This window comes from Paenibacillus sp. NPDC055715, assembly GCF_053617595.1.
Map to the genome: position 1 here is coordinate 1 of NZ_JBSHGA010000004.1, position 24175 is coordinate 24175.

The 24175-nt window shown below is 45.6% G+C and carries 5 protein-coding genes; all 5 read right to left on the minus strand.

All coding sequences use genetic code 11. The features are described 5' to 3' along the window. Positions 1–5360 (minus strand): amino acid adenylation domain-containing protein (locus ACWGOO_RS08625; RefSeq protein WP_452482514.1); only part of this gene is annotated, 5360 nt, incomplete at its 3' end. Then, on the minus strand, positions 5360–12646 hold the full coding sequence (locus tag ACWGOO_RS08630; protein ID WP_452482516.1) for an amino acid adenylation domain-containing protein: 7287 nt from the start codon (positions 12644–12646) through the stop codon (positions 5360–5362). The genes ACWGOO_RS08630 and ACWGOO_RS08625, both read right to left, overlap by 1 nt. A gap of 38 nt (positions 12647–12684) precedes the next feature. Next, complete coding sequence (locus ACWGOO_RS08635; RefSeq protein WP_452482518.1) at positions 12685–22551, minus strand: amino acid adenylation domain-containing protein; 9867 nt, start codon at positions 22549–22551, stop codon at positions 12685–12687. Positions 22552–22554: 3 nt separating this feature from the next. After that, entirely contained in the window at positions 22555–22899 is a 345-nt protein-coding gene (locus ACWGOO_RS08640; protein WP_452482520.1) for a hypothetical protein, read from the minus strand. 49 nt (positions 22900–22948) lie between these two features. Further along, a complete protein-coding gene (locus tag ACWGOO_RS08645; protein ID WP_452482522.1) occupies positions 22949–23728 on the minus strand; it encodes a hypothetical protein in 780 nt (259 codons plus the stop codon). Between the last annotated feature and the right edge of the window lie 447 nt (positions 23729–24175).

Here is a 24175-nt window from a genome sequence, read left to right on the forward strand (position 1 = left end):
GATAACGCCACCTTGATCAGGCTGGCCACCCCTGCGGCAGCGTCCAAATGACCGACGTTGGTTTTCACCGAGCCAATCCCGCACCAGGGACCATCCGAAGCTCCAAACACCTTCGTTAGCGCCGCCAGCTCAATGGGGTCACCAAGCGGAGTGCCGGTACCATGAGCCTCCACATAGGAAATGGTCTCGGGTTTGACACCTGCCGAATCCAGTGCCATCTGGATCACTTCCGCCTGTCCTCCAATACTCGGAGCCGTGTAGCCTACCTTTCGTCCGCCATCATTGTTAATGGCAGATCCTTTAATGACAGCATGGATGGTATCGCCATCTTGTAATGCCTTGTTCAGCAGTTTAAGGACCACGACACCTACACCGCTTCCAGCGACCGTTCCCTTTGCCTGAGCGTCAAAAGCCCGACAATGGCCGTCTGGAGAGAAAATCCCCCCCTCTTGGTAGACATATCCCTGTTCGTGAGGAACAGTAATGGTCGCTCCGCCCGCAATGGCCATGTCACAATCGCCTCGCGACAATGCTTGGCAAGCAAGATGAACGGCTACCAAAGAAGTCGAGCACGCAGTCTGCACCGAAATACTGGGCCCTTTCAAATTTAATTTGTAGGCAGTACGCGTTGACAGATGGTCTTTATCATTCCCCATAATCGCTTGATAAGAAAGTAGCGGATCTGCCAGATTAAAATGAGAGAACAGCCCGAAAAGTAAGTACGTGCTAATGCCTGATCCCGCATAAACACCTATAGGGGTTTCTCCTCTTGAGGGATCGTATCCGGCTTTCTCCACCGCCTCCCAAGCACAGTCAAGGAACAAACGCTGCTGAGGGTCAAGCATCTCCGCTTCCCTTGGACTATAGCCGTAGAAGCTTGCATCAAACCATTCAATTCCATCAATCGTTCCTCGAGCAGATACATATTCAGACGATGCATATATATCTTTGGAAAGGCCGATTTTTTCCAGCATGTCTGGCGTGAAATGCCGGATGGATTCGACCGCGTTAGTCAAATTTGACCAGAACAGTTCTATATCGGATGCTCCAGGGAATCTTCCCGACATGCCAACAATGGCCACCGATTCATCTTTGGGGTCGGCATCTACCATGTCTCTTGCTGCAAGTTCCGCTCGATTCAGAGTGTTCTCCACATTCTCTTCTGAGAAGTGAGTTAACCGCTGAGTCAATAAACGAACCGTTGGATACTCGAACAACTCCAACAATTCAATATTGCTGGAAAGTTCGGCATTTAATCTGGCGTGGACCTGTGCAAGCAATAAAGAATGCCCTCCGATATCGAAGAAATTTTCATCAAGACCCACACTACTGATATTTAACAGGTCTTTCCATATGGAGGCAACCGCGCATTCAACTGCAGTTTGAGGAAACTGCTGTGTGCCTGAATCTTGTTTACGAGCTTCTTCAGGTGCAGGAAGCCGTTTGCGATCAACCTTCCCATGCGGTGTTAATGGTAGTTGTTCCATAAACACAATTTGTGATGGGAGCATATAATTTGGCAACCTTTGCTTACCGTAGCTACGAATTTCATTGGCACTCATCGGAAGTGTTGGAGTCACCCAATCTTTCACCTTAGTCTCTTTGAGTTCGCGAGTCGCATAAATATAATAGACGCTTTGCGAAACATCCAGAGACCAATCTTTCTCCGAGATCACTTCGAAGCCATGGTGCCTTAACAGATCGGTGACAATATGAAGACGGCCCTCCACATCGTGGAGTTCCAATACAACTTGTTCGATTTTGGGCCAATCTTCATTGTCTATCCCTTGAAGCACGGCTAATTCAGCTTTTTCTACATTAATTTTCAATAAATCAATGCGTTCGACCTGATATTCGCGCATTATATCCGAGAGCCTGCGGACAGGAACAGACAGTTGTACGCTTTTCAAACGGTCGTTCAGAATAGTCTCCAGCGCTTGATCCATGTCCATCGATGGGGTACCGTTACGGCGAATGTAGGAACGCACCAGTTCTTTTTCTTCATGTAAATCTGTGTGTAAACCTGACAAAAAAGAAAATTTAGGGTAAAAAGCAAACTCTCCCATTCCTTCCTCCGCGGCGAGCGCGCAGTCTATGATCGTGGCCTCGACTTCATACAAACGAGCGTTTAAAGTCGTTAATTCCCGTACATATGGATTGGGTTCAAATGCGAAAATACGCACGCCGGGAGCTTGCAAATGGGCCTGCAGAGTAAACAAACCGATATTGGCACCTATGTCAAAAATAGTATTTTTTTCCTCGATCGATATACCATGCCGAAGATAAGCCAGATTTTCATAAATATCGTGATACAAAAAGTTGGTCTCATTTTTATTCAACTGCACGACAGCCAGACCATTGTCCAGTAGATATCGCCTGTGCCCTGAAACCATGGGAGCACGTTCGAGTGTCGGCACGACATAGGCAACTAAAGTATCCTGTCCCGCTTCATCTTTACGAACTACGACACATGTTTCCTCGATATCCGGATGACTAGTAAATACAGATTCAATTTCACCGGGCTCAATCCGAAATCCGTGGATTTTGGTTTGGTCGTCGATCCGGCCCACAAAAGTGATTGAACCGTCATCACGCTGTTTTCCAATATCGCCGGTCCGATATAGCCGAGCTCCTTCCACATCAGAAAAGTGATCCGGCAAAAATTTTACTGCTGTCAAATTCGGCCTATCCAAGTAGCCTTCGGATACGCCGGAGCCACCGATCCAGATTTCACCGTTAACTCCTAGGGGGACCCGATTCTGATGTGCATCAAGCAGGTGAACTGTAACGTTAGATAATGGATAGCCTATAGAAGGAAAAACACTGTCTCGCACCCGGGCAACGGTAGCATCTACCGTACACTCTGTAGGTCCGTATAAGTTATAAAACTCCAGTCCTTTGGCTTCACGCATCTCCAACCATGTTGATTCCTCGATCGGCTCTCCGCCGATCAATCCAAGCAATGGACGATTACCCTGATGCTCTAAAAGCCCGAATCTCATCAACATTCGGCACTGGGAGGGCGTACAGTCGAAAGCGTCAATTTCCTCATCTCGAAGGTAAGCCACGAAGGCGCTGCCGTTCAAACGAATATCTTCAGGGATGATATGTAATGTGCGGCCCCGAAAAAGCTGAATAATCTGTTTGACCGATGTGTCAAAGGATAAAGAACCGTTTACTGCAATCTGCTGTACTCCTGAATGATGGCGATAAATCCTTTCCTCCAAGGCCTCGCTTAAATAGAATACTGATTTGTGCGTTACAACGACCCCACGAGGCTGGCCTGTCGAACCCGAGGTATAGATGACATAGACCGGATCTTCTGGCATTGCCAACCGATCCAGATTAAGATCGGATTCTTCAGCTAGCCCTTCTTCCCCGGCCTCCAAATATACACGAATCGCTGAATTGTCGTTAAGCTTGCTCTCCAGAAACTTGTCAGTCAGGATCACTGCCAATGAAGCATCTTGGATCATGTAACGAATTCGATCTTCAGGATAAGTAGCATCAATTGGAACATAAGCACCGCCCGCTTTTACAATCCCAAGCAGACTCACAATCGCTTCAATTGAACGGTTAAGGCAAAAGCCTACCCGAGTCCCCCGTCCCACACCGAGTTTACGTAAACGGTGGGCCAAACGATTGGAGCGCCTATTTAATTCGCGAAAGGTCAATTTCTCGTTTTTGTAAACAAGTGCTATCTGATCAGGATAAGCTTCCACAGCCGCTTCAAAACACTCATGCAATGTGCGTTCCTGCACCAATGCAGTTTTGATCGCATTCCATTTCTCCTGCATCCTGATTTCTTCAGACGTAAGTAAAGGCAGTTCGGATAGAAGAGCTTGGGGGTTTGCAACAATTCCATTTAAAAGCAATTCTAAATGCCTGATCATTCGACGAATAGTTAAAGGTTCAAACAAATCTGTTGCATACTCTAAAGCTCCTTCTAACCCGCGTTCAGTGGAAGTGAGTAACAGCACAATATCGAAGCGAGAAGTGCCTAAAGGGACCTGGATGGAAGCAGTTTGCAATCCGGGCAATTGAATCAAAGAAGACTTAACCGTCTCAAATAAGAAAAGCACTTGAAATAAAGGCGATTGACTTACGCTTCGATCTGGTTGAACTTCTTCTACCAACTTGTCGAAAGGATACTCCTGATGCTCGAATGCTTCGATAGCCACGTCCCGCACGCGTTCCAGTAATTCAAGAAAAGTAGGCTCTTCAGCTACATCAATCCGCATGATTAACGTATTCATAAAGGTCCCGATTACCTTTTCTAATCCGGTTATCCTGCGTGTAGATACGGGGGTGGCCAGCGAAATTTCATCCTGTGACGTATATCTGGTTAAAAGCACGCTGACAACTGTCAAGACGGTCATAAACATGGTTACACCCTGTTGACGGCTAAAATCAGCTAGCGCTTCGGCTAATGAAGCAGGAAATAAAAAGGTTTCCATGTCCCCTTTAAAACTCTGCCGGGCTGGACGAGGATAATCCGTAGGCAGTTCTAAAGGAGGCAAATGCTCCAACTTTTGATGCCAATACTCCTTTTGAGTTTGTAAAGCATCTGTCTCTATCCATCGACGTTGCCAATAAGCGAAATCAACATATTGGATTTCCAGTTCGGGCAGGGGCGACGGCTCTCCTGCCAAAAAGGCTCCATACAAAATCGAGATCTCTTGGCCCAAAATCCCCATAGACCATCCATCAGTTACAAGGTGATGTAGATTCAATGCAAGAATATATGATTCATCCTCTATACGAATCAACTTTGAACGAATTAGCGGACCCGATGCAATGTTAAAAGGAATGCGTGCTTCCTGTACGACCAACTTCAGGGCAAGGTTCTTCCGCTTTGTATTTACTTCCCCCCTAAGATCGACACGTTCTAATTTGAGAAACATCGAATCTTGGATATGTTGCACTGGCTTTCCATTAGATGATGGAAATGTGGCCCGCAGCATTTCATGCCTACGGATGATTTCGTTCAAACAACGTTCTAGAATGTCAGCGTCCAAAGCTCCTTCAATCTGAGTAGTAATTGGTACATTGTATGAAATATGAGTAGGATCAAGCTGTTGCATAAACCACAATCTTTGTTGGGCAAATGACAGAGGCAGTTCGGCTTTTCTACTAATGGGGACGAGTGGTAGGCTTAACAGCCCACTACCTCCCTCTTGTTCCTGAAAATAAGATAACAGCATTTTTTTGTGAGCTTGAAGATCGCAACGTAACTCCGGTGTCAGAACTCCTTTGGGCGCGCGAAACCGTAAATTTCCATCTTCAACCCACAGATCAATCCCCTTTTTACGAATCTGGTCTACTTTGGCGCGTATAAGGCTGGTAGTGGTATCATTCATTACAATATGCCTTCCTCCCAAACGTATTCTTCTCCGTCCCCTTCCAGATCGTTAGTCTGGCTTTCGGGTACTCCGCCGAGAAGTGAATGCACCAGCACATGATTGTCTTTCAATTTGAACAGACTTCGGATAGAATCAAATTCGATTACGCCGACTGGGCATAGACCCAGCTCACATACTGACGCTTCAGACATAAGTAACTGTCCCATATAACCAGATTCAAGCGTGCACAGACAGGTAGCCTGCTCTCCGTACATCGGTCCGATGGCATCCAGATCAGCTATTAGGAAAATTGAGAAAGCTGCCTGCTCGAATACGGGCTGATATACGAACGGGACGTGAATATCTTTACTTAACTGCGCTTCAGGCGACAGGAACAGAAGCCTATTTTTGGACGGATCATAGTAATATATCCCCTCATCCAGTCCTTCGATGTGTCTACCATGAACATATAAATACGTCTGAACCGCATAGAGTTCACCGAAAGATGGGTATTGCCTGCTGCTTTTTCCACCCACCTCATGATGCCGCAGCGATTGGAGCATTCTTGCCAGACGGATAAAGGGTACAATCTCTTGCGCAAAATGACGACATGGCTCCAATCCTTTGAATCCGGCAGATTTTTTCTTATTGGTTAGGTCAATTGAAGGAGCGTACGGTTCCGATCGCAACCAGTGACGCTGTCGTTTAAAATGCTCGCGTTCTTCAGGGTCCAAAATGATTTCATAATCAACCATTGCGGTTTCTTCCTCAGCTTTGACCGCCTGGGCCTGCCGGGATTTCACCATTGTATTTTTATCCAGTCTGGAAGTATACGAGCGTATTATGTCCCCAACTGTCGGATGATGATAGAATTCATCGAATTTAATTCGAATACCGAATGCTTTTTCCAAAGCATTCGCCATTCGCACAACATCCATCGAGGTAACGCCAAGCTTAAGAAGATCAGATTCCTCTGTTAAAATCTCAAACTGTAAGGTCTCCCTAATTAAGGTCAAAATTTGGTTCCGCTCTGTTTCTTTCTTGTGTTGGCTTGCATCCGTTTTTGTAGTCAGTCCAATCTGATGTGGTGCGGGCAAAGCCTTGACATCCAGTTTTCCGTTAGCGTTTATTGGCCACTGCTCTAGGATAAAGACTGCGGCTGGAACCATGTAATCTGGAAGCTTATCGCTTAGGTACATTCTCAAGTGCTGACCGTCGAGTTTATTGGTATAAGAAGAATGAAGCAGCACATATCCTGCAACTGAAGAATCACCCGATGGACCCGCCTTCACTGTTACAAGTGCCTCCTTAACGGCCTCATGCCCCCTCAGTGCTTCTTCAATCTCGCCAAGTTCGATCCGAAAGCCTCGAATTTTGACTTGAGTATCCTCTCGTCCCAGGAACTCAATATCACCGCTTGGCAAGTATCGTCCCAAGTCTCCGGTGCGATACAATCGTTCTCCCGACTCTGGATGAGTAATGAAGCTGTGAAGAGTTTTGTCCGCATTTCGCCAGTATTCCAAGGCTAATCCGATTCCCCCAATATACAATTCCCCGGGAACCCAGACAGGACGATGCTCCAGTTTTTCATTCAGCACATAGAGATGCTGGTTAGCCATTGGTCGACCATATGGGATGCTTTTCCAAGCCAACTCAATATGTTCAATGGGATATAGAATCGACCAAATTGAGGCTTCCGTCGCACCCCCTAAGCTCACAATTTTCACATCCGGCCGAGCAATTTCACGAATCCTTTCTGGTAAGCGAATAGGAATCCGGTCGCCGCTTAGTAATATCAACCTCAAGCTGTCCGGCAAACGCCGAAATGACGCATTCGCATAATCAACCAAAAGACCCATTAAAGCAGGAACTGTGTTCCAAACAGTAACCTGACATTCATCCATTCGGTCAAGCCAATGTTTGGGGTCCTTAACTCCCTCGGAATGTGGATAAACGACTGTACCGCCTGATTGAAGCATGCCTACTAGATCAAACACCGACAAGTCGAAGCTAAGCGAAGATAAAGCCAGTACCCGATCTCTAAACCCTATCTGATAGCGGGTACGCAAATCTTCTAGCGTATTCTTTGCACCTCTATGCGTAATAGCTACCCCTTTGGGTACCCCTGTTGATCCCGACGTATAAATAATGTAGGCCAAATCATCCTCTGAAGCCGAATGTTGCATAGGTTGAAGGATTTCATCCTCCTGAAAATTGTGATCGTCCACACAGTAACGTTCGACCCGGTTGGGCCAGTCAATACGTGAATTCACCCTTGATTTCGTTATGGCATAACGGATGTTTCCATCTGAAAACAGCAATTGAATCCGCTCGTCCGGTAAGCTCGGATCAATCGGAAGATAAGAGGCACCGGCACGCAGGATTCCAAGCACAGCTACCGCTTGCTCCCATCCCTTCTCCATCACTATCGCTACGGGTTGATCCCGAGTTATACCCCGGCTTTCGATCCAGCAGGCTAAGTTGTTTGCAAGACACGCCAATTCACCGTAAGTTAATGTTAATTCAGGCGTTTGTATGGCCAAATTACCCATATGTTGGCGTGACAGTTCAAAAAATGGCTCATGAAGCAATCCTCCTGGTAGTGCTGTCTCCGTTGCATTGATTTCATGAATCCGCTCCAAATGGTTCATTGGCAATAAGTGTCTGACAGGCTCATCCCAAGCCTGAGCCTCTTCCGTCAATCGGCTGAGCAAAGAACAGTAGGCCGTAAACATATCGTCGATCATTTCAGGAGGGAAAAGTTCCTCAGCCACATCCCAATGAAAACGCAACATGCCGGCATCTTCGTAAACCTGATGATCCAGAAAGACTTGCGGGGTTTGACTTATCCCATACACCACATCGCCCAAGCCCCGCATCACGGAGGCATCGAGACCATCGACCGCCGTTAAAGTGCTAGTGAAAACAACCGGCATAACTACGCCAGAATTGTCCAGATTGGTGCGCGCATAGTCACGCATCACTTTTACACCACTATAAAAACGATGATCTAAATCCTCCCAAAGCTTCTGCTGAATCATTTTTATCCGCGATCCAAATGAAGCTTCTTTAGAACAGTCCACCTCTAATAACGTTAGAGTCGTAAAATCGCCAATAATCCGGTTCACATCTGGATGTAAGGGAAGGCGGTTGAAAAGCGTTAAATTTATCGTAAACCTCGGATTTCTGCTCCAAGCGGCTAGCACTTCACTGAATGCCCCTAGTAAAATAATCGATGGAGTAACTCCAAAGCGTCCTCCATAGCCACAAAGCAAACGCCAATCTTCCGCATGAAGGAAAGAAGCGAGACGGCGAAACCTTGATGCTTTTAATGGACCCGCTGAGCGGACAATAGGTAGTTCAGGGGCTGGCGGTAGTTCCGGTATCCGTGCGGCCCAATAAGCTTCCGAACGAGTATACGCTTCACTTTCAAGTATCTGCTGCTCAGCAAGCACATAGTCGCGAAATGTCAACTCTAATGGTTTTAAAGGAACTTGCGGATTATGTACAAGCTGAGTAAGTTCTTGCAGCAAAACGTACCAACTTTGTGCGTCCCCGATTAATAGGTCTACGCTAAAATGCAAACGAAGCTTGTCTATGGAAAAGCGGGTTACACTGACATCAAACATAGGATACCGATCAGCAGGTTCATTAAGATGTGAAAGTTTATTCCGAATTTCATTAAGCTTTCGCTCTACCTCGATGGAGTTCAAATGTTGCAAATCTCTGTATTTTACTTCATAAGGCGGAACTTCTTTAAGAATAATCTGCATTCCATCGTTACGGACGATAGCTCGCATCATCGGATGACGATTAATGAGTACGTTTAAAGCATGATTCAAACGTGAGACCGGGAATATATCGGTCTCAATCTCGATATAAAGATGTGCTCCTACATCGCCAAGCTCAAATTCAGGACGACGGCCGATCCAATAAGCCTGCTGCACATCATTGAGCGGGAAAGGCTCATAGAGATCCTCTGGGGCTGGAACAGCAGGTTTCCAAGCATACTCTCCGGAACTTTGCGGCAACCCGGAACAAGCTCCTTCGGCTGCAACTTTATCCAAGTAAGCCGATAGCTCAGCAATCGTCGGTGCAGCGATTAATTCATGCAGGGGGCACTCTATTTTTAAAACCTCTCGGATTTTGGAAACTAATTGAATGGCTAAAAGAGAGTGTCCTCCTAATTCAAAAAAACTGTCCTCTATTCCAATTTCACCGATACCGAGCAGCTCGCTCCATATTTGGACCAACGTTCTTTGTAACGGTGTCTGGGGAGATACTTTAGCCTTGCCTTTGTCCCACTGCGACGCATCGGGTGAGGGCAAAGAGTTACGATCAGCTTTGCCATTGCCCAAGAGGGGGATATGTTCCAGTTCAATGAACAATGAAGGAACCATATATGCAGGTAACGCTTGCCGTGTATATTCACGAAGGTCAGCGATCGATAGCGTTGCGCCCTCTGCTCTCACCCAATAGGAGATAAGTCTGGAGCTACCCGAAGCATCGGGCTGCGCAATCAGGACAACATCACGTACGCCCGCATGTTGCCTCATCACTGCCTCGATTTCCCCCAGTTCAATCCGAAATCCACGGACTTTGACCTGATCATCATTACGGCCGAGAAACTCTAACGCACCGTCCGACCGAAAGCGTGCCAAATCGCCAGTACGATACAATCGAGCGCCTGGTCTGTCTGTATATAGATCAGGCAAAAATCGTTCCGCTGTCAGTTCTTCCTGGCCCCAATAGCCGCGAGCTACACCTACTCCGCCTATATAAAGTTCCCCTGCCACTCCGATCGGCACACGATGTCCTTGGGTATCCAATACATACATCTGCATATTCGCAATAGGTCGACCTATGGGCACTGTTAATTCATTCTGCTTGCATTCCCACCAAGTGGCTTCGACTGCAGCTTCTGTTGGGCCGTACAGATTAATCAAACGGACTCCTAGTCTTTTCATACACGCTTGCGCAATATCTGGGGCAAGTGCTTCGCCTGTACAATAGACCTGCTGGAGTGAGGAACAGCGACTCAAATCCCGCTCCTGCAGAAAAATTCGCAGCATAGACGGGACGAAATGAGCCACGGTAATTCTATGTTTTGAGATGAAATCAACCAAGTACGCACTATCCACATGCCCGTCCGGTCTGGCTATCATCAGCCGTGCGCCCGTTATCAGCGGCCAGAACATCTCCCAAATGGAGACGTCAAACGTGTATGTCGTTTTTTGAATGACTCGATCGCAGGTTTCAAGCTGAAAAGTTTCAAGCATCCAATGCATTCGGTTGCAAATTCCTCGGTGTTCGTTCATAACCCCTTTGGGCTTGCCCGTCGAGCCGGAGGTATATATGACATATGCTAGATGCTCCGGTTTTATATCGACGTTTACCGGCAATACACTTTCTTGAGAAATTTTGTTCTCCCACTCGGCATTAAGCATAACCGCATAAATTTCCAACTCAGGAAAAACTTCCTTTAAGTGCGTTTGTGTAAGAAGAACCTGCACGTTAGAATCTTCAATCATGAAGCGGATTCGTTCCAATGGATAATCCGGACCTATAGGTACGTAAGCACCGCCGGCCTTAAGGATACCTAAAATGCCAATAACGAGCTCGAACGAACGATCCAAAAGCATACCTACCGTCTGTTCCGGTCCGATCCCTTTCTTTCTCAGATAGTGAGCCAGTTGGTTACTTTTCTGCTCCAATTCCAGATATGTGAGCTTTTCACCTTCAAATTCTAAGGCTACGGCATTCGGTGTACGACGAACCTGATTCTCAAACATTTCGTGGAGCAGCCAAGGGCCGTCATAACTGGACGACGTATTGTTCCATGCTTGAAAATCAAGCAATTCCTCTTTGTTAAGTATCGGTAGTTCGCCAATCGACAGTTCCGCATTGCTTGCAGCGGATTCAAGCAACGTTTGCCAATGAGATGAAATACGGGCTACGGTAGATTCATCGAACAGATCGGTATTATATTCGATTTCGAGTTCCAATCCCTCTTCGCATGGAGTAACTTGAAACGTAAGATCGAATTTAGAGGTTCCACAATCTACTGGAATTTGTTGTATCGTTAAGTTAGCCAGTTCCAGAGGTGGCATCGGTGAATTCTGAAAAAAGAAAGCCACTTGAAATAAAGGGTTGTGACTCAAGTGTCTTTCAGGCTGCAATTCCTCTACCAATTTTTCAAAAGGTACATCTTGATGTTCAAGTGCTTCCAGAGCGGTAGTACGAACCTGATCCAACAACTCAATGAAAGAAAGTTCAGAAGACAGATCAGCGCGCATTACAAGTGTGTTCATAAAAACACCGATCAGATCTTCCATTTCCGGATATTTCCGGTTCGCAACAGGACAGCCGATGCGGATCGTGCTTTGGTTAGAATAACGGTACAGTAGAGCATGCAAACCAGCTAATAGGATCATAAATAAAGTGGCATTTCTTTTACGAGCAGTATCTTCCAGCTTTTGCTGCAGGTCAGACGGTAGCATTACTCGCAATTTGGCTCCCTTGTACCTTTGAATTGCCGGACGACGATGGTCTGCAGGAAGAAAAATAGGAGTATTATCATTTCCCAACTTATTTTTCCAGTAAGCTAGTTGCTCCCGCATGTCCCCTGCTTCATACTTGCTCCGTTGCCATTCGGCAAAGTCAGAATACTGGATTTTAAGATCGGCTAATGGCGATGCATTTCCTAATCTCAACGCATCGTAAAGAGCGGCCAGTTCCTTCAAGAACACTCCGAGCGACCATCCATCTGAAACCATATGATGCATAACAACCACAAATAAAGACTCTTGTGGGCTCATTTGCACGACCACTCCCCGAATCAAAGGAGCTTTTCCCAGATGGAACGTGCGACTGGCTTCGGCCAAGACGATTCTCTCTGCTTCTGTTGATTTGTCAGGCTCTGACAGTGTGCTACAATCGAAAAACGATAAACGAAAATCTTCTACTGGCATTACGCGCTGAACGACTCGCCCCTCTTCTTCAATAAAAGCGGTGCGTAGTACTTCATGACGGCGGACGATTTCGCTCAAACTGCGTTCCAGTGCAGAGAAATCCAACGCCCCAGTTAGATGAAGAACACCAGGAACGTTGTAATACGGATTGTCCGGATCAAGAAGCCACATGAACCACAATCGCTGCTGGGTTAAAGAGAGACCTGCTTCATGTTCCTTATGGTCACGGCGTGGTATAGGGGTCATCCCCTTTTTCTTGCTTCCTATACGCTCCAGTACTTGGTTCAACTGCGTTTGCGTTAATGCTTTCATTTTTTGTGATGACTCGTTCACGTTACTCCCCCCTCGCTTCTTCTGTTTGGCGAACATAATTATTCGAAAGCATCTTCTGCTAATGCGATTTCTTCCAATATCTCGCTCCCCACTTCTTGTACCAGCAAGTCTGCTATGTGTTCGGATAATAAAGCAATCGTGGGAGAGGTGAACAGTTCAACCAAACGTACCTCAACCATAAAAGCTGCGCGAACTCGACCCACAAATTGGGTGGCAAGCAGTGAATTACCTCCAAGATCAAAGAAATTGTCATTCACTCCAACCTGTTCGATACCTAAAATCTCAGAAACAATAGTAGCCAGCATTTCTTCAATCGGGTTGCGGGGTTTCACGTAAACAGTTTCCAACTCAGGCCGTTCGGAATCGGGCTCAACAAGAGCTTTATGGTCTAGCTTTCCATTTTCAGTAAGAGGAATTTTATCCAAAATCACAAATGAAGATGGAACCATATGAGCAGGCAACCTCTCGGATACATAAGTGCGTAAAAGTGGTACAAGCTTCCTTGCCAACGTACCTTGGAATGGGTCATTTGCATACGAATTTAAAGGTCTCTCCTCAAATATAGGCTCAGGCAGAAAAAAACGTTTTCCCTGTATGCTCATCCCTCGATGCAACAAGACAGCATGAAAAGAATGGAGCTCATCTGCTGTATCACCACAACCAACATGAACGGAATAAGGCAGTTCGTGCTCCCAAGCCCACAGTTCTTCAGGATCAATGCCTTCCTTAGTACAAGTTGAAACCAGAGGCAGCACGTCCAATTTCGTCCGCTCCTTGGGTCCATGCATGACCTGCGCCCAAATCCCCAGTTCACTTGACAATCTCCGGTTCGGTATCCTCTTAACGATTAAAGCTTCAGGATTCTCTTGCTCTATCATGCTTCGTAGAGAAGAGAGGGTGAGGCTTTCATTTTGCCAATCAAGCACTAGTGGATTACATTCAGGTGAATCCGCACTGAAAGCATCCTCAGCAGAAATGTGAAGCATCACGTCATAACGATACCGTACCAACTCACTGTCGCAGCTTCCATGTTTGAGATAAATCTCCACATGACTTATTTGCGGTATCTGACGTTTGAGTGCATAAAAAAATTCAGGTTCAGCGAGCAGTTCGTTTTCTTCTCTTACTGCATGCCGGGCAGCAGCACAAATACGTGATAACTTCATGTCCTCCGGCGCATGAAAAAATTGTATGGAGGTATGAAAAATTTCTAGCAGAGCAGCGTTCCTTACATCGCCGACAAAGATTGTCCCACCTGGTTTCACCCGTTGCACCGCTTGATGCAATATATTTATAAAATACTCAATGCTCGGTAAATACTGCATCATGGAGTTGATGATGACTGTATCATACAAATGGTCCCCCAGTCCGGATAGGTCATCTGCGGATCGATGGAGCAATTGCACTTTGTTTTCCTCTATCCCCACAGTTGCCATTTGACTCCGAATATAGTTCAAGGCCACATCGGACAGATCTAAAGCCGTATAGCATGTACAACCTGGAGCCAGCCGAAACAAAAGCATACCGGTACCGCAGCCTATTTCCAGAATACGATCCGCTTTTAATCTTTTAATTTGTGCTACCGTATGTTCGACCCAAGCATGCATTTCATTTTTAGGGATTGGCTGATTGGTATAGCTGCTAGTCCAACCTGTGATGTTCAAGGTAGGATCTTCATATGCTTCTCCCTGACCATAGGTCGTATCGAAGACGGTTTGCCATTGAAAAACTTGCTCTTGTTCCATTTGTTCTCCGAACAAAACAGTTTTAGCACTTTCTGGATTTGCAACGACATGTGCAACCAATCGGCGATCCTCTGATGTCGGTTCCCATACCTGCAGCACACAATCTTGAACCATTGGATGCTGCTTGATCACAGCTTCAATCTCACCTAATTCAATGCGAAAACCACGAATTTTGACTTGCCCGTCTCCACGCCCGAAATATTCTAGCGAACCTCCTGGCAACATACGTCCACAGTCTCCCGATCGATATAAAAGTTTGTGTGTATCGAATGGATTCTTAATCAGCCGAGATTCTGTCAAATCAGGACGATTCAGATAACCTTGGAAAACCCCAGCTCCACCAATGCAAATTTCTCCTATAGCTCCAAGCGGCAGTGGACGCTGGCTAGAATCGAGAATATGAATCTGAAGATCAGGTATTGGCATGCCGATCGAAGCGGGATGCAGTATCGCCTCTTGTATGGATTGGATTGGGGCATAGCTCACATGTACCGTCGTCTCCGTAATACCGTACATATTAATTAACTGTGGACTGTCTAATCCGTATCGCTCAATCCAAGGGACAAGTTGCCTAGTGTCAAGTGCTTCACCGCCGAAAATTACATATCGCAAACCAAGTGGAACCGAATCAGAGCGCTGACAAATCGCGTAAATCAGAAGACGGAAAGCAGAAGGAGTATGGTTCAACACCGTCACTTTTTGTTCACGTAACAATTCCAAAAACAATTCCGGCGAACGACTTGTAGTATAAGGGACCACTACCAGCTTACCCCCATGAAGCAACGCCCCCCACAGCTCCCAAACGGAGAAATCGAACGCATACGAATGAAACAAGGTCCATACGTCCTTTTCTCCAAAATGATACCAATCCGTTGTTGCCTGAAATAACCGAACGACATTATAATGTGTGATCAGTGCCCCCTTTGGATTTCCTGTTGAACCCGACGTATAAAGGACATAAGCAAGGTCATGGGGACTCACAGCAACTTCAAGAGGTTTGCCATCTTCTAACTGGGGTTCCACTCTAGCATCAATACAGATGATTTGAGCCCCCTCCAATTGAAGCGCACGCTCACGCGTTGTCTCTTGTACCACAACGAATGTAGCTGATGAATCACTGAGAATAAAGTTTAAGTGTTCTGTAGGGTACACTGGATCTAAGGCTATATATGCAGCCCCGGTTTTCAAAACACCAAGAATGGCAATAACCGTTTCAATGGAGCGTTCGGTACAAATACCAACCCCAATCCCTTGGCCAACTCCCAAATCAATGAGTCTGCGTGCCAGGCAATTCGATCTGACTTCTAACTGCTCATAGGTCAGTTGGCTGTCGCCACAAACTACGGCCACGTTGTCAGGATGACATTGAACCTGTTTCTCAAACAATTGATGCAAACAAGCTTGTGGTGAAAATTCGATAAGACTTTGTCTATTCTCTGTTATCAACCTACGCTTCTCTGCCTCTGATAAAAGCGGCAAGTCCTTAACAGCACATGCTGGATTAGTGACCAGCCCCCACATCAAAGTTTCATAGCTTTGAATAAATCTTTCAATAGTCGTAGCATCGAATATCTCGGTATCAAACTCGCATTCGATCAGCAAACCTCTTGGAGTTTCAAGCAGGTCGAAAATCAAATCCAGCTCAGACGTACCATTGTCGATCTGTGCCACTGGAGCGATAAAGGAGGCATCCAAGGCAGGGCCAATCTTTAACGAAGTCGCTCTGTCTGAAAATGTATGCATAACAACTGCAATATCATACAATGGATTTCGATTGCCGTAACGGTCAGGATTAACCGCATTAACGATTTTCTCAAAAGGACATTCACTATGAACAAAAGCGTTCAAAACTGTGTTTCCAACCCTTTGAATGAATGACAAAGCACTTTTTTCCGCACTCACTGTCGTACGCAAAGGCAAATGATTGGTAAAGTCACCCACCAGATGTTCAAGCTCGTCCGTTGTTCGATTGGACACAGTTGTGCCAATGATCAGGTCTTCACGGCCAGTCCAGCGATACAATAAAGCCTTCATGCCCGCAACTAGTGTCACAAAAGGAGTAACGTTCTGAGCCCGACTCAATGCATTCACCGCTTCTATTAAATCAGTTGACAGGTAAGCGTGTATCCTGCGCCCAACATGCTTAGTAAAGGCATTCCGCTGCCGATCGGCTGGAAAGCAGGGTTCAAAAGAAGCCCCTTCCAAATGCTCTTTCCAATAGTGCAAATGAGGAGCGAGATAAGTGGCACTTAATCGTGACCGCTGCCACTGGGCATAATCAACATATTGAATTCGCAGTTCAGGAAGCGGGTAATCATCCCCCTTCAAAAACGCGGTGTACAATAAATCCAGCTCTTGTAGTAATACACCGACCAAAGACCATCCGTCTGCCACGATATGGTGAAACAAGAGAAGCAAAATGTGATCCTCTTCACTAAGTCTTATAAGCTGCGCCCGCATAAGCGGATTTTTATTTAAATCCAGCGGACAACTTGCCTCCTCTAAAGCAATACGGCGCGCTTCTTGCTCAGCCTGTTCTAGTGAGAGATGGCGAAGATCAACGATTGGTAATGGCATTGGTTCGGGAGCAAGTACCCGTTGGCGTGGTTCCCCTTCAACAACATCAATACGAACCCGTAGAATCTCATGTCTGTCAAGAAGCTCCTGAAGGCATCGGTGCAAAATGTCTTGTTGCAGCGTTCCTTTCAGTCGCAGGCCGGTAGGCAAGTTGTAAGCAGTCGTTAAAGGGTCTATTTCTTGAAGCAACCAGAGCTGCATTTGCGACGTCGACAGCGCGAACGATTTTTCTTTCCTGTCCAGTCGCATAATCACCTCTGGCTCAACTTGCAAACCGGCGCTTATCGCAAGGTCAACGAGTCGAGCACATTCTGAAGCTATGCTTACTATTGTCGCTTCCCCCATCAGTAAGGCGATGGACAGTTCAATCCCAAGATCGCATTTCAGACGATTGCGCAATTGTATAGCCATCAACGAGTCGAATCCCATTGTGCTCATCACTTGCTGATCTTCCAGAGATTGTTCAGAAAGCATTAGCATTGAAGCTAACACTTTCTGAAGATAAGCGACTAGAGCCTCTGTTCGATCTGTTCCGTTCTCAAGGATTCGCTCAATATAGTTGATGTCCTCCTTCCGCACATCGCAGTACAGGTGATCCTCTATCGTTGACTCGAATCCAGAAGATACGCTGTTACTTGATTCAGCTTCACTTGTAAGCTCGCTTCCTCTTGCTTCCCTGTTATTTGACCAATCAGCCGTTACTGATGGACTCCAATAATGCTTTTTATCGAATGGATAGGTAGGGAGTGCAATTTTTTTTGACTGTCGTGTATTTCTGCCGCTCCAATTTAAAATAGATCCTCTCGAATACAATGACCCTAGTGTCTCCAAAAGAGTTCTTCTTTCGTCCCTTCCTTTCCTCAATGACGGAAGAGAGACGGTATTAATCAGAGTCTGAGATATCAAATGTGTGAGTGTTGCTGTTGGCCCGATTTCGATAAATACATCACAACCCAGCCCACCGAGTACTTGTATACCCGCCGCAAATTTTACCGGCTGACGAAGGTGATCACGCCAATACTCGGCATTCGGCTTTTCTCCAGCTTCCCAAGCTGTCCCAGTCAAATTACGAATGAGTGGAATTTGAGGTGCTCCATAAGCGTATTTTGTCGCAACAGCCTCAAATGGCTCCAACACTATATCCATTTTGGGAGAATGAAAAGCATGTGAAACCCGCAAAAGTCGGCTGTCCACTCGATTGGCGTTCAGATGCTCGCACAATTGGTCAATAGCCTCTGTATCCCCAGCAACCACAGTATTCCCTGCACTGTTAATAGCAGCGACTGATAAACGGTCATTATAAGGTGCCAGCAGGTTTTCTACTTCGGATACTCCTAGCATAACAGCGACCATGCGGCCGGGTTCTGCGGAAGATTGCATCAACTGACCTCGTTCGGCCACTAATCGCAATCCATCCATCCAGTCCAACACGCCGGATGTACACGCAGCAGAAAATTCTCCTAAACTGTGACCACTCACAGCAGAAGGTTCAATCCCCCAAGTGCAGTAAAGTTTGGTTAGGGCATACTGAAAAGCAAAAAGAAGTGGTTGAACATAAGAAGTGTCTTCCATCCAGTTGTTTGCTTCCTTCTCTCCAAGAATTGCAGCCTTAATTGAGCGCCCTTGAAATGCAGGAAATGCCTGAAGCGTTAGGTCACAAGCATTAATGGTCTTTTGGAATATGAATTCCGTCTCATATAGTTGCCGCCCCATACCGGGGTACGCCTCTCCTTGTCCAGCGAAAATGAAAGCAATTTTTGGTGTTTTTAAAGCCTTTGTTAAAGTGATTGGTTTGTCCATTGCCTTATTTATTAAGAGCAATTGAGCAGCCAATTCCTCTTTAGTTGCCCCCACCATAGCAATTCGGTACTGCAGATCAGCTCGCGTCGTATCTACCGCATGACAGAAATCTGCTAACGAAACTGATGGAGATTCTTCCAGAAATCTCCCGTATCGTTCTGCCAAAGTCCGTAGCGACCATTCACTGCTCGCTGACAAAGTTAGCAGATGTAACGAAGAATCGACAGGTTCTGTTATCGGCTTTTCCACAACAGATGGCGCTTCTTCCAGAATAACATGTACATTAGTCCCACTGAATCCAAATGAACTGACTCCAGCGATCCTTCGTAAAGAAGGTCCTGGCTGCCAGAGCATATTTTGCGTCGGTACTTTGATAGGAAGCGAGTTCCAATTAATGTAAGGGTTAGGCTGATGGAAATGAAGGTTTTTGGGTACAGACCGATTTTGCAGCGAAAGAACTGTTTTTATTAGACCCGCAATGCCTGCTGCTGATTCCAAATGACCTATATTCGTTTTTACAGAACCGACAAAAAGAATATTTTCCCCATTGCGTTCTTCACAAAGCGCGTCTGCGAGAGCATGCATTTCTATAGGGTCTCCCAATACAGTTCCTGTACCGTGCGCTTCCACATATTGGACCTCATTCGGCAGTACACCCGCATTACTGAGCGCTTCGCGTATAACCGACGTCTGGGCAGCCTTGCTCGGTGCGGTAAGACCATTCGTCCGTCCGTCTTGATTGGCAGCCGAACCACGGATAATTGCTAAGATATTGTCTTTTGCAGCTTGAGCATCAGAAAGCTTCTTCAATACAATTACTGCGCAACCTTCCCCACGTACATACCCGTCGGCGGTACTGTCGAAGGTGTGGCATCGTCCAGTTGGGGACAACATTTTTGCCTTTGAGAGACTAATATACAGTTGGGGCGCGATCGTAAGATTGGCACCACCCGCTAGTGCTATCTCGCATTCTCCATTGAGTAAGCTTTGGCAGGCCAAGTGCACGGCCATTAACGAAGATGAACAGGCGGTATCTACTGCTATTGAAGGCCCTTGTAGTCCCAAGCAATATGAAATTCGTCCTGCAGCCGTGCTTAACGCTCCGCCAGAAACAGCATACGGGCCAAGTCGTTCAATATCCATAAACTGCAACCGTTGATAGTCACTGTAGCTAAGACCAAGAAATACCCCTGTAGGATGACCTGCCAGACGATCTGGCGACTGACCGCTACGCTCCAGAGCCTCCCAACTCAACTCCAGCAGAATCCGCTGCTGCGGGTCCATTTCCATTGCTTCAGGACGTGAGATATTGAACAATCCAGCATCAAAGACATCAATATCGGATAGGAACCCCCCATGCCTGCTATAAGTTTTTCCTGGCACGTCAGGATCAGCATCATAATATTTTTCCAGAGACCAACGATCTGGCGGGATCTCGGTAATACAGTCCTCTCCTCTCTGAAGCACCTGCCAGAAATCTTCCGGATCGGATGCTCCAGGGAAGCGACACGCCATTCCAACAATCGCAACAGATTCCACATTATCAGTTGGCTTGGGCGGATTTGACTCAAGTTTGATTACCCTCTTGTTAACATAATTTTCCTCTGTTAGGTATTTCGCCAACTCATGGATGTCTGGTTGCTCATAAAGCAACGTCGAAGATAGCTTCCATCCGACGTACGACTCTATCTCACTCGTCAGAAGGATGGTTTCTTTTGAGCTGAGCCCCAAAGACGAAAAAGGCATCCGCACGTTAACTTCCTCAGGAAGCATGTCTAGCCGGGGAGCTATCTGTTCACAGATCCATCGCTCCAGCGTCTCTGCTTTCTCAGGACTGGAAGGTTTTCCCCATTTGTGATGATCCACTTGAATTGCCCTGTCTTTCTTTTGAGATTGCTCCAAGGAACTCCAGCTAACAATAGTATTCAGCAACCCGTTTTCATAAGCCTTACGGCTGGCGCTACGTTGAATTTTCCCACTGCTTGTTTTCGGAATGCTTCCAGGACGAATTAGGGCGAGGCATACTAGTGAAATACCATGAGCGCCGGAGATCGTCTCCCGAATTTGATGAGCGATCGCCTCTATGTCAAGTTTAGCCTTGCGAGCTGAACGCTCGACTTCGTAGACAACACCAACCCCTTCCGTTCCAATGGTCGTTACAGCAAATGCTGCGCCCGCACCTCTACGTACAAAAGAGCAACTTTTCTCTACAGTGAGTTCTATATCTTGTGGATAGTGGTTTTGCCCATCGACGATAATTAAATCTTTAAAACGTCCCGTAAAGTACAACTCTTCGTTCCGCAAGAAACCTAGATCACCCGTACGTAAAAAAGGTCCTTCATTTGTTTCACTAGTATAGGCCTGGAAAATATCTACTGTCTCCTTCGGCTGGTTCCAATATCCTGCACTTACCGAGCTGCCTGCTACCCATATTTCACCCACCTGATTATCGGGACACACTTTAAATGTTTCCGGGTCAACGATAAGAATTCTCGTATCCCAACCGGCGTTCCCACAGGATGGCAAGGCGACGCCATTTTTTTCATCACTACAATCTACGATTCGATTCAAGGCCAATTCTGAAGCATCTGCTATGACATAGGACGGTCCATTATTTAGGGATGACGCAACTTGAAGGGTTGTTTCCGCCATCCCATACGCGGGTGCCAACGCTTGCCGTCTAAATCCACAAGTGGCGAACCTTAATGCAAATTGCTCTAACGTATCTTTTCGAACGGGCTCTGCCGAAACAGCTACGGAGCCCCAACTGCTCAAATCTAACTCACTTATTTGCTCTGGCGAAACCTTTTGTATACATAAATCAAAGGCAAAGTTTGGTCCTCCACCATGTGTAATCTTCCATTGTGTAATCGCCTCAAGCCAGCGGACGGGCCGCTGTACGAAAGAGACCGGGTCCATCAGATATCCACAATGCCCATTGTAAACAGGAAGCATAATTCCTTCGATTAGTCCCCAATCATGAAAAGGAGGAAGCCATATAAGAGAAACGGAGTCCTCTTTATATCGCAAGGATTGCACCATAAGATGACATTGTGCCAACAAGTTACCGTGCGTGATCATTACTCCCTTGGGGATGGACGTTGAACCAGATGTATATTGAAGGTAGGCTACCATGCCCGAAGTTGCATCAAATGGAACATAGGAGTTCGCTTGACCACAAGCGATGTGGTCAACTACTAAGCGTAGCATCGTTAAGAGTTCAGGGATCTGTTCTATACAATCTTCAAGTTGTGCCTCTAATCCCGATTCAGTTAACACAATCACGGGATTAGAGTCTTGAATCATAGAGCAAATTCTTAGGCACCCCCGGTCAAGCGAATGATGCCTAAGACGGGGAGGATAAGCAGGAACCGCAATGACTCCAGCATATAAACAGCCAAAAAGCGCTGTTATATAATGGATGCCAGGATTAAAAAGAAGAATTGCCCGCTGACCCGGTTTAACCTTGACCTGTAAAGCACTTGCTATGGCTTTGGCTCGAAGGTCTAGCTGAGCATAAGTGAGCAAGTCAGACGGGAGTTCTCCGTCCTTAAGAAACGTATGTATCGCTTGATTTGGCATTTCTACCACACGTCGTTGGATAATTTCCAGAATTGAAGATTTCTTGAACACTACTTTCACCTCCACAAATAAAAAAACGTGCACACTTAAAAAGTGTTTCTTCTTTGGAAAGTGAAGGAACACTTTTAGATAATATTGTCTGGAATGATAGAGTGAATAAGTACCGCCACCGCTGAAATGGAAATCCATCGATGGCGGCATTTGTTAAATTGCTGTGTTAAATTCGAAGCGTTTCGTAATCTTGCTCTTCCATATCTTCATAGCTGCAGAGTAATCGTTCAGAATACGGATTCCTTCCTCCTGACCGAAATACTCAATAACAATTTCAGGTGTATGCATCCATAGATCCATATCACCCAACGACTCCATTGGAAGCGTCAATGACAAAACGTCATCTCCACCAATAAACGTCCGGTAAAATGTCAGCCTGTGTCCCAGTCCTTGAGGATGATTATTATGTGCCACAAGGATTTTGGTGAAGTTTTCTTCAAATTGAGTTTTTTTGCCTGGTATGATATAGAAATCAAGGTTATATATAAATTGTTCCATAAATAAACACTCCTTTTTTAGAGTTCAAAATAATCATACATTTAGATTACTACTCAACGAATTCACAACCGGAATTATCGCAACTAGGTACGAAAGTCATCAAATATGATTTGTAGTCTTCAACGCCGGAAAGGAGTGAGTCATAAATTCTCTTTGCCTCCTCACTCCCATATACGCTTAAAATATCCCTTAGACCTTGCCAATGATCCATTTCACCGAAACTTCTCATTGGCACATATAGATGAAGCATGCGATGATTTGTCCCCTCTTCGACATAGGTTACCCACTTTAAGCCTTGACTGTGCTGATTGTGGGCTTGAACTGCTTTAGATACCATTTCTTGATATTCTTCCGTGTCAGTTTGCTCATTGAGCCGGACGATGGCGTAATAAATATACTCCAACGGCGTTTCTTCCTTTTCTTTTGAAGGGTTACTAGCCGTAGGATAGTATTTTAGCAACTTGCTTTCATTTGAAATCAGCGTAGAAGCAAACGCTTCTAAGCATTCTTTGCCTTCCTTTTCGCCGTATATTTCATACATAATTTCCTTATCAGAGAGTGCTTTTTCACGTCCGTCAGCGTCATTTAATGGATACATTAGCCATACTACTCCTTCACCAATCCAACTTCCATAACAGGAATAGGTGCTTCCATTTTCGTGTTCTTTGTGAGCATTTGCAATTTTCAACAAACAATCATGGAACAGCATACCTGGTCCTACTTCATGATTTAAATCAATTTGGTACATATAAGGTGAAGGCTCTGTTCCATTAGGAGAGGTATACGGAAACCCCCATTTTAAATCTAGACTCGGAATAACTTGTGCCATATTAATAACTCCTCTCATTTAAAAAGTGGTGTTGCTGTTTTGGTAAATCAGATATGTAAAATCAAGATGTACGGAAGGTACTGGTTCGTAGCTTAGAAGGCGATAACTCGTCAAGCAATCACAATGAGAAATTTAAGAATGTTAGAATTTTTATTATAAATGTTTCATTTATAATTTATAACTCTATATGCAATAATAGTTATTTATAAAACAAAAGAAACATTCAATTAATCTTTAAAGCTTATTCTACCATTTGTCTCCAACGGCTTTTGACAGAATTATGAGACACCCAAGCTAAAAGTTTTTCTTTATCGTTCATTCAAGTAGATATTGTTCTAACTTACGTCTTCATTTTAAACTCTCAACTAAAAAATACGAATCAACCGAAAGGTTGATTCGTGAGGTTGATTTTTCCTAAACATGAATGATTACATGCTCTACCTACAT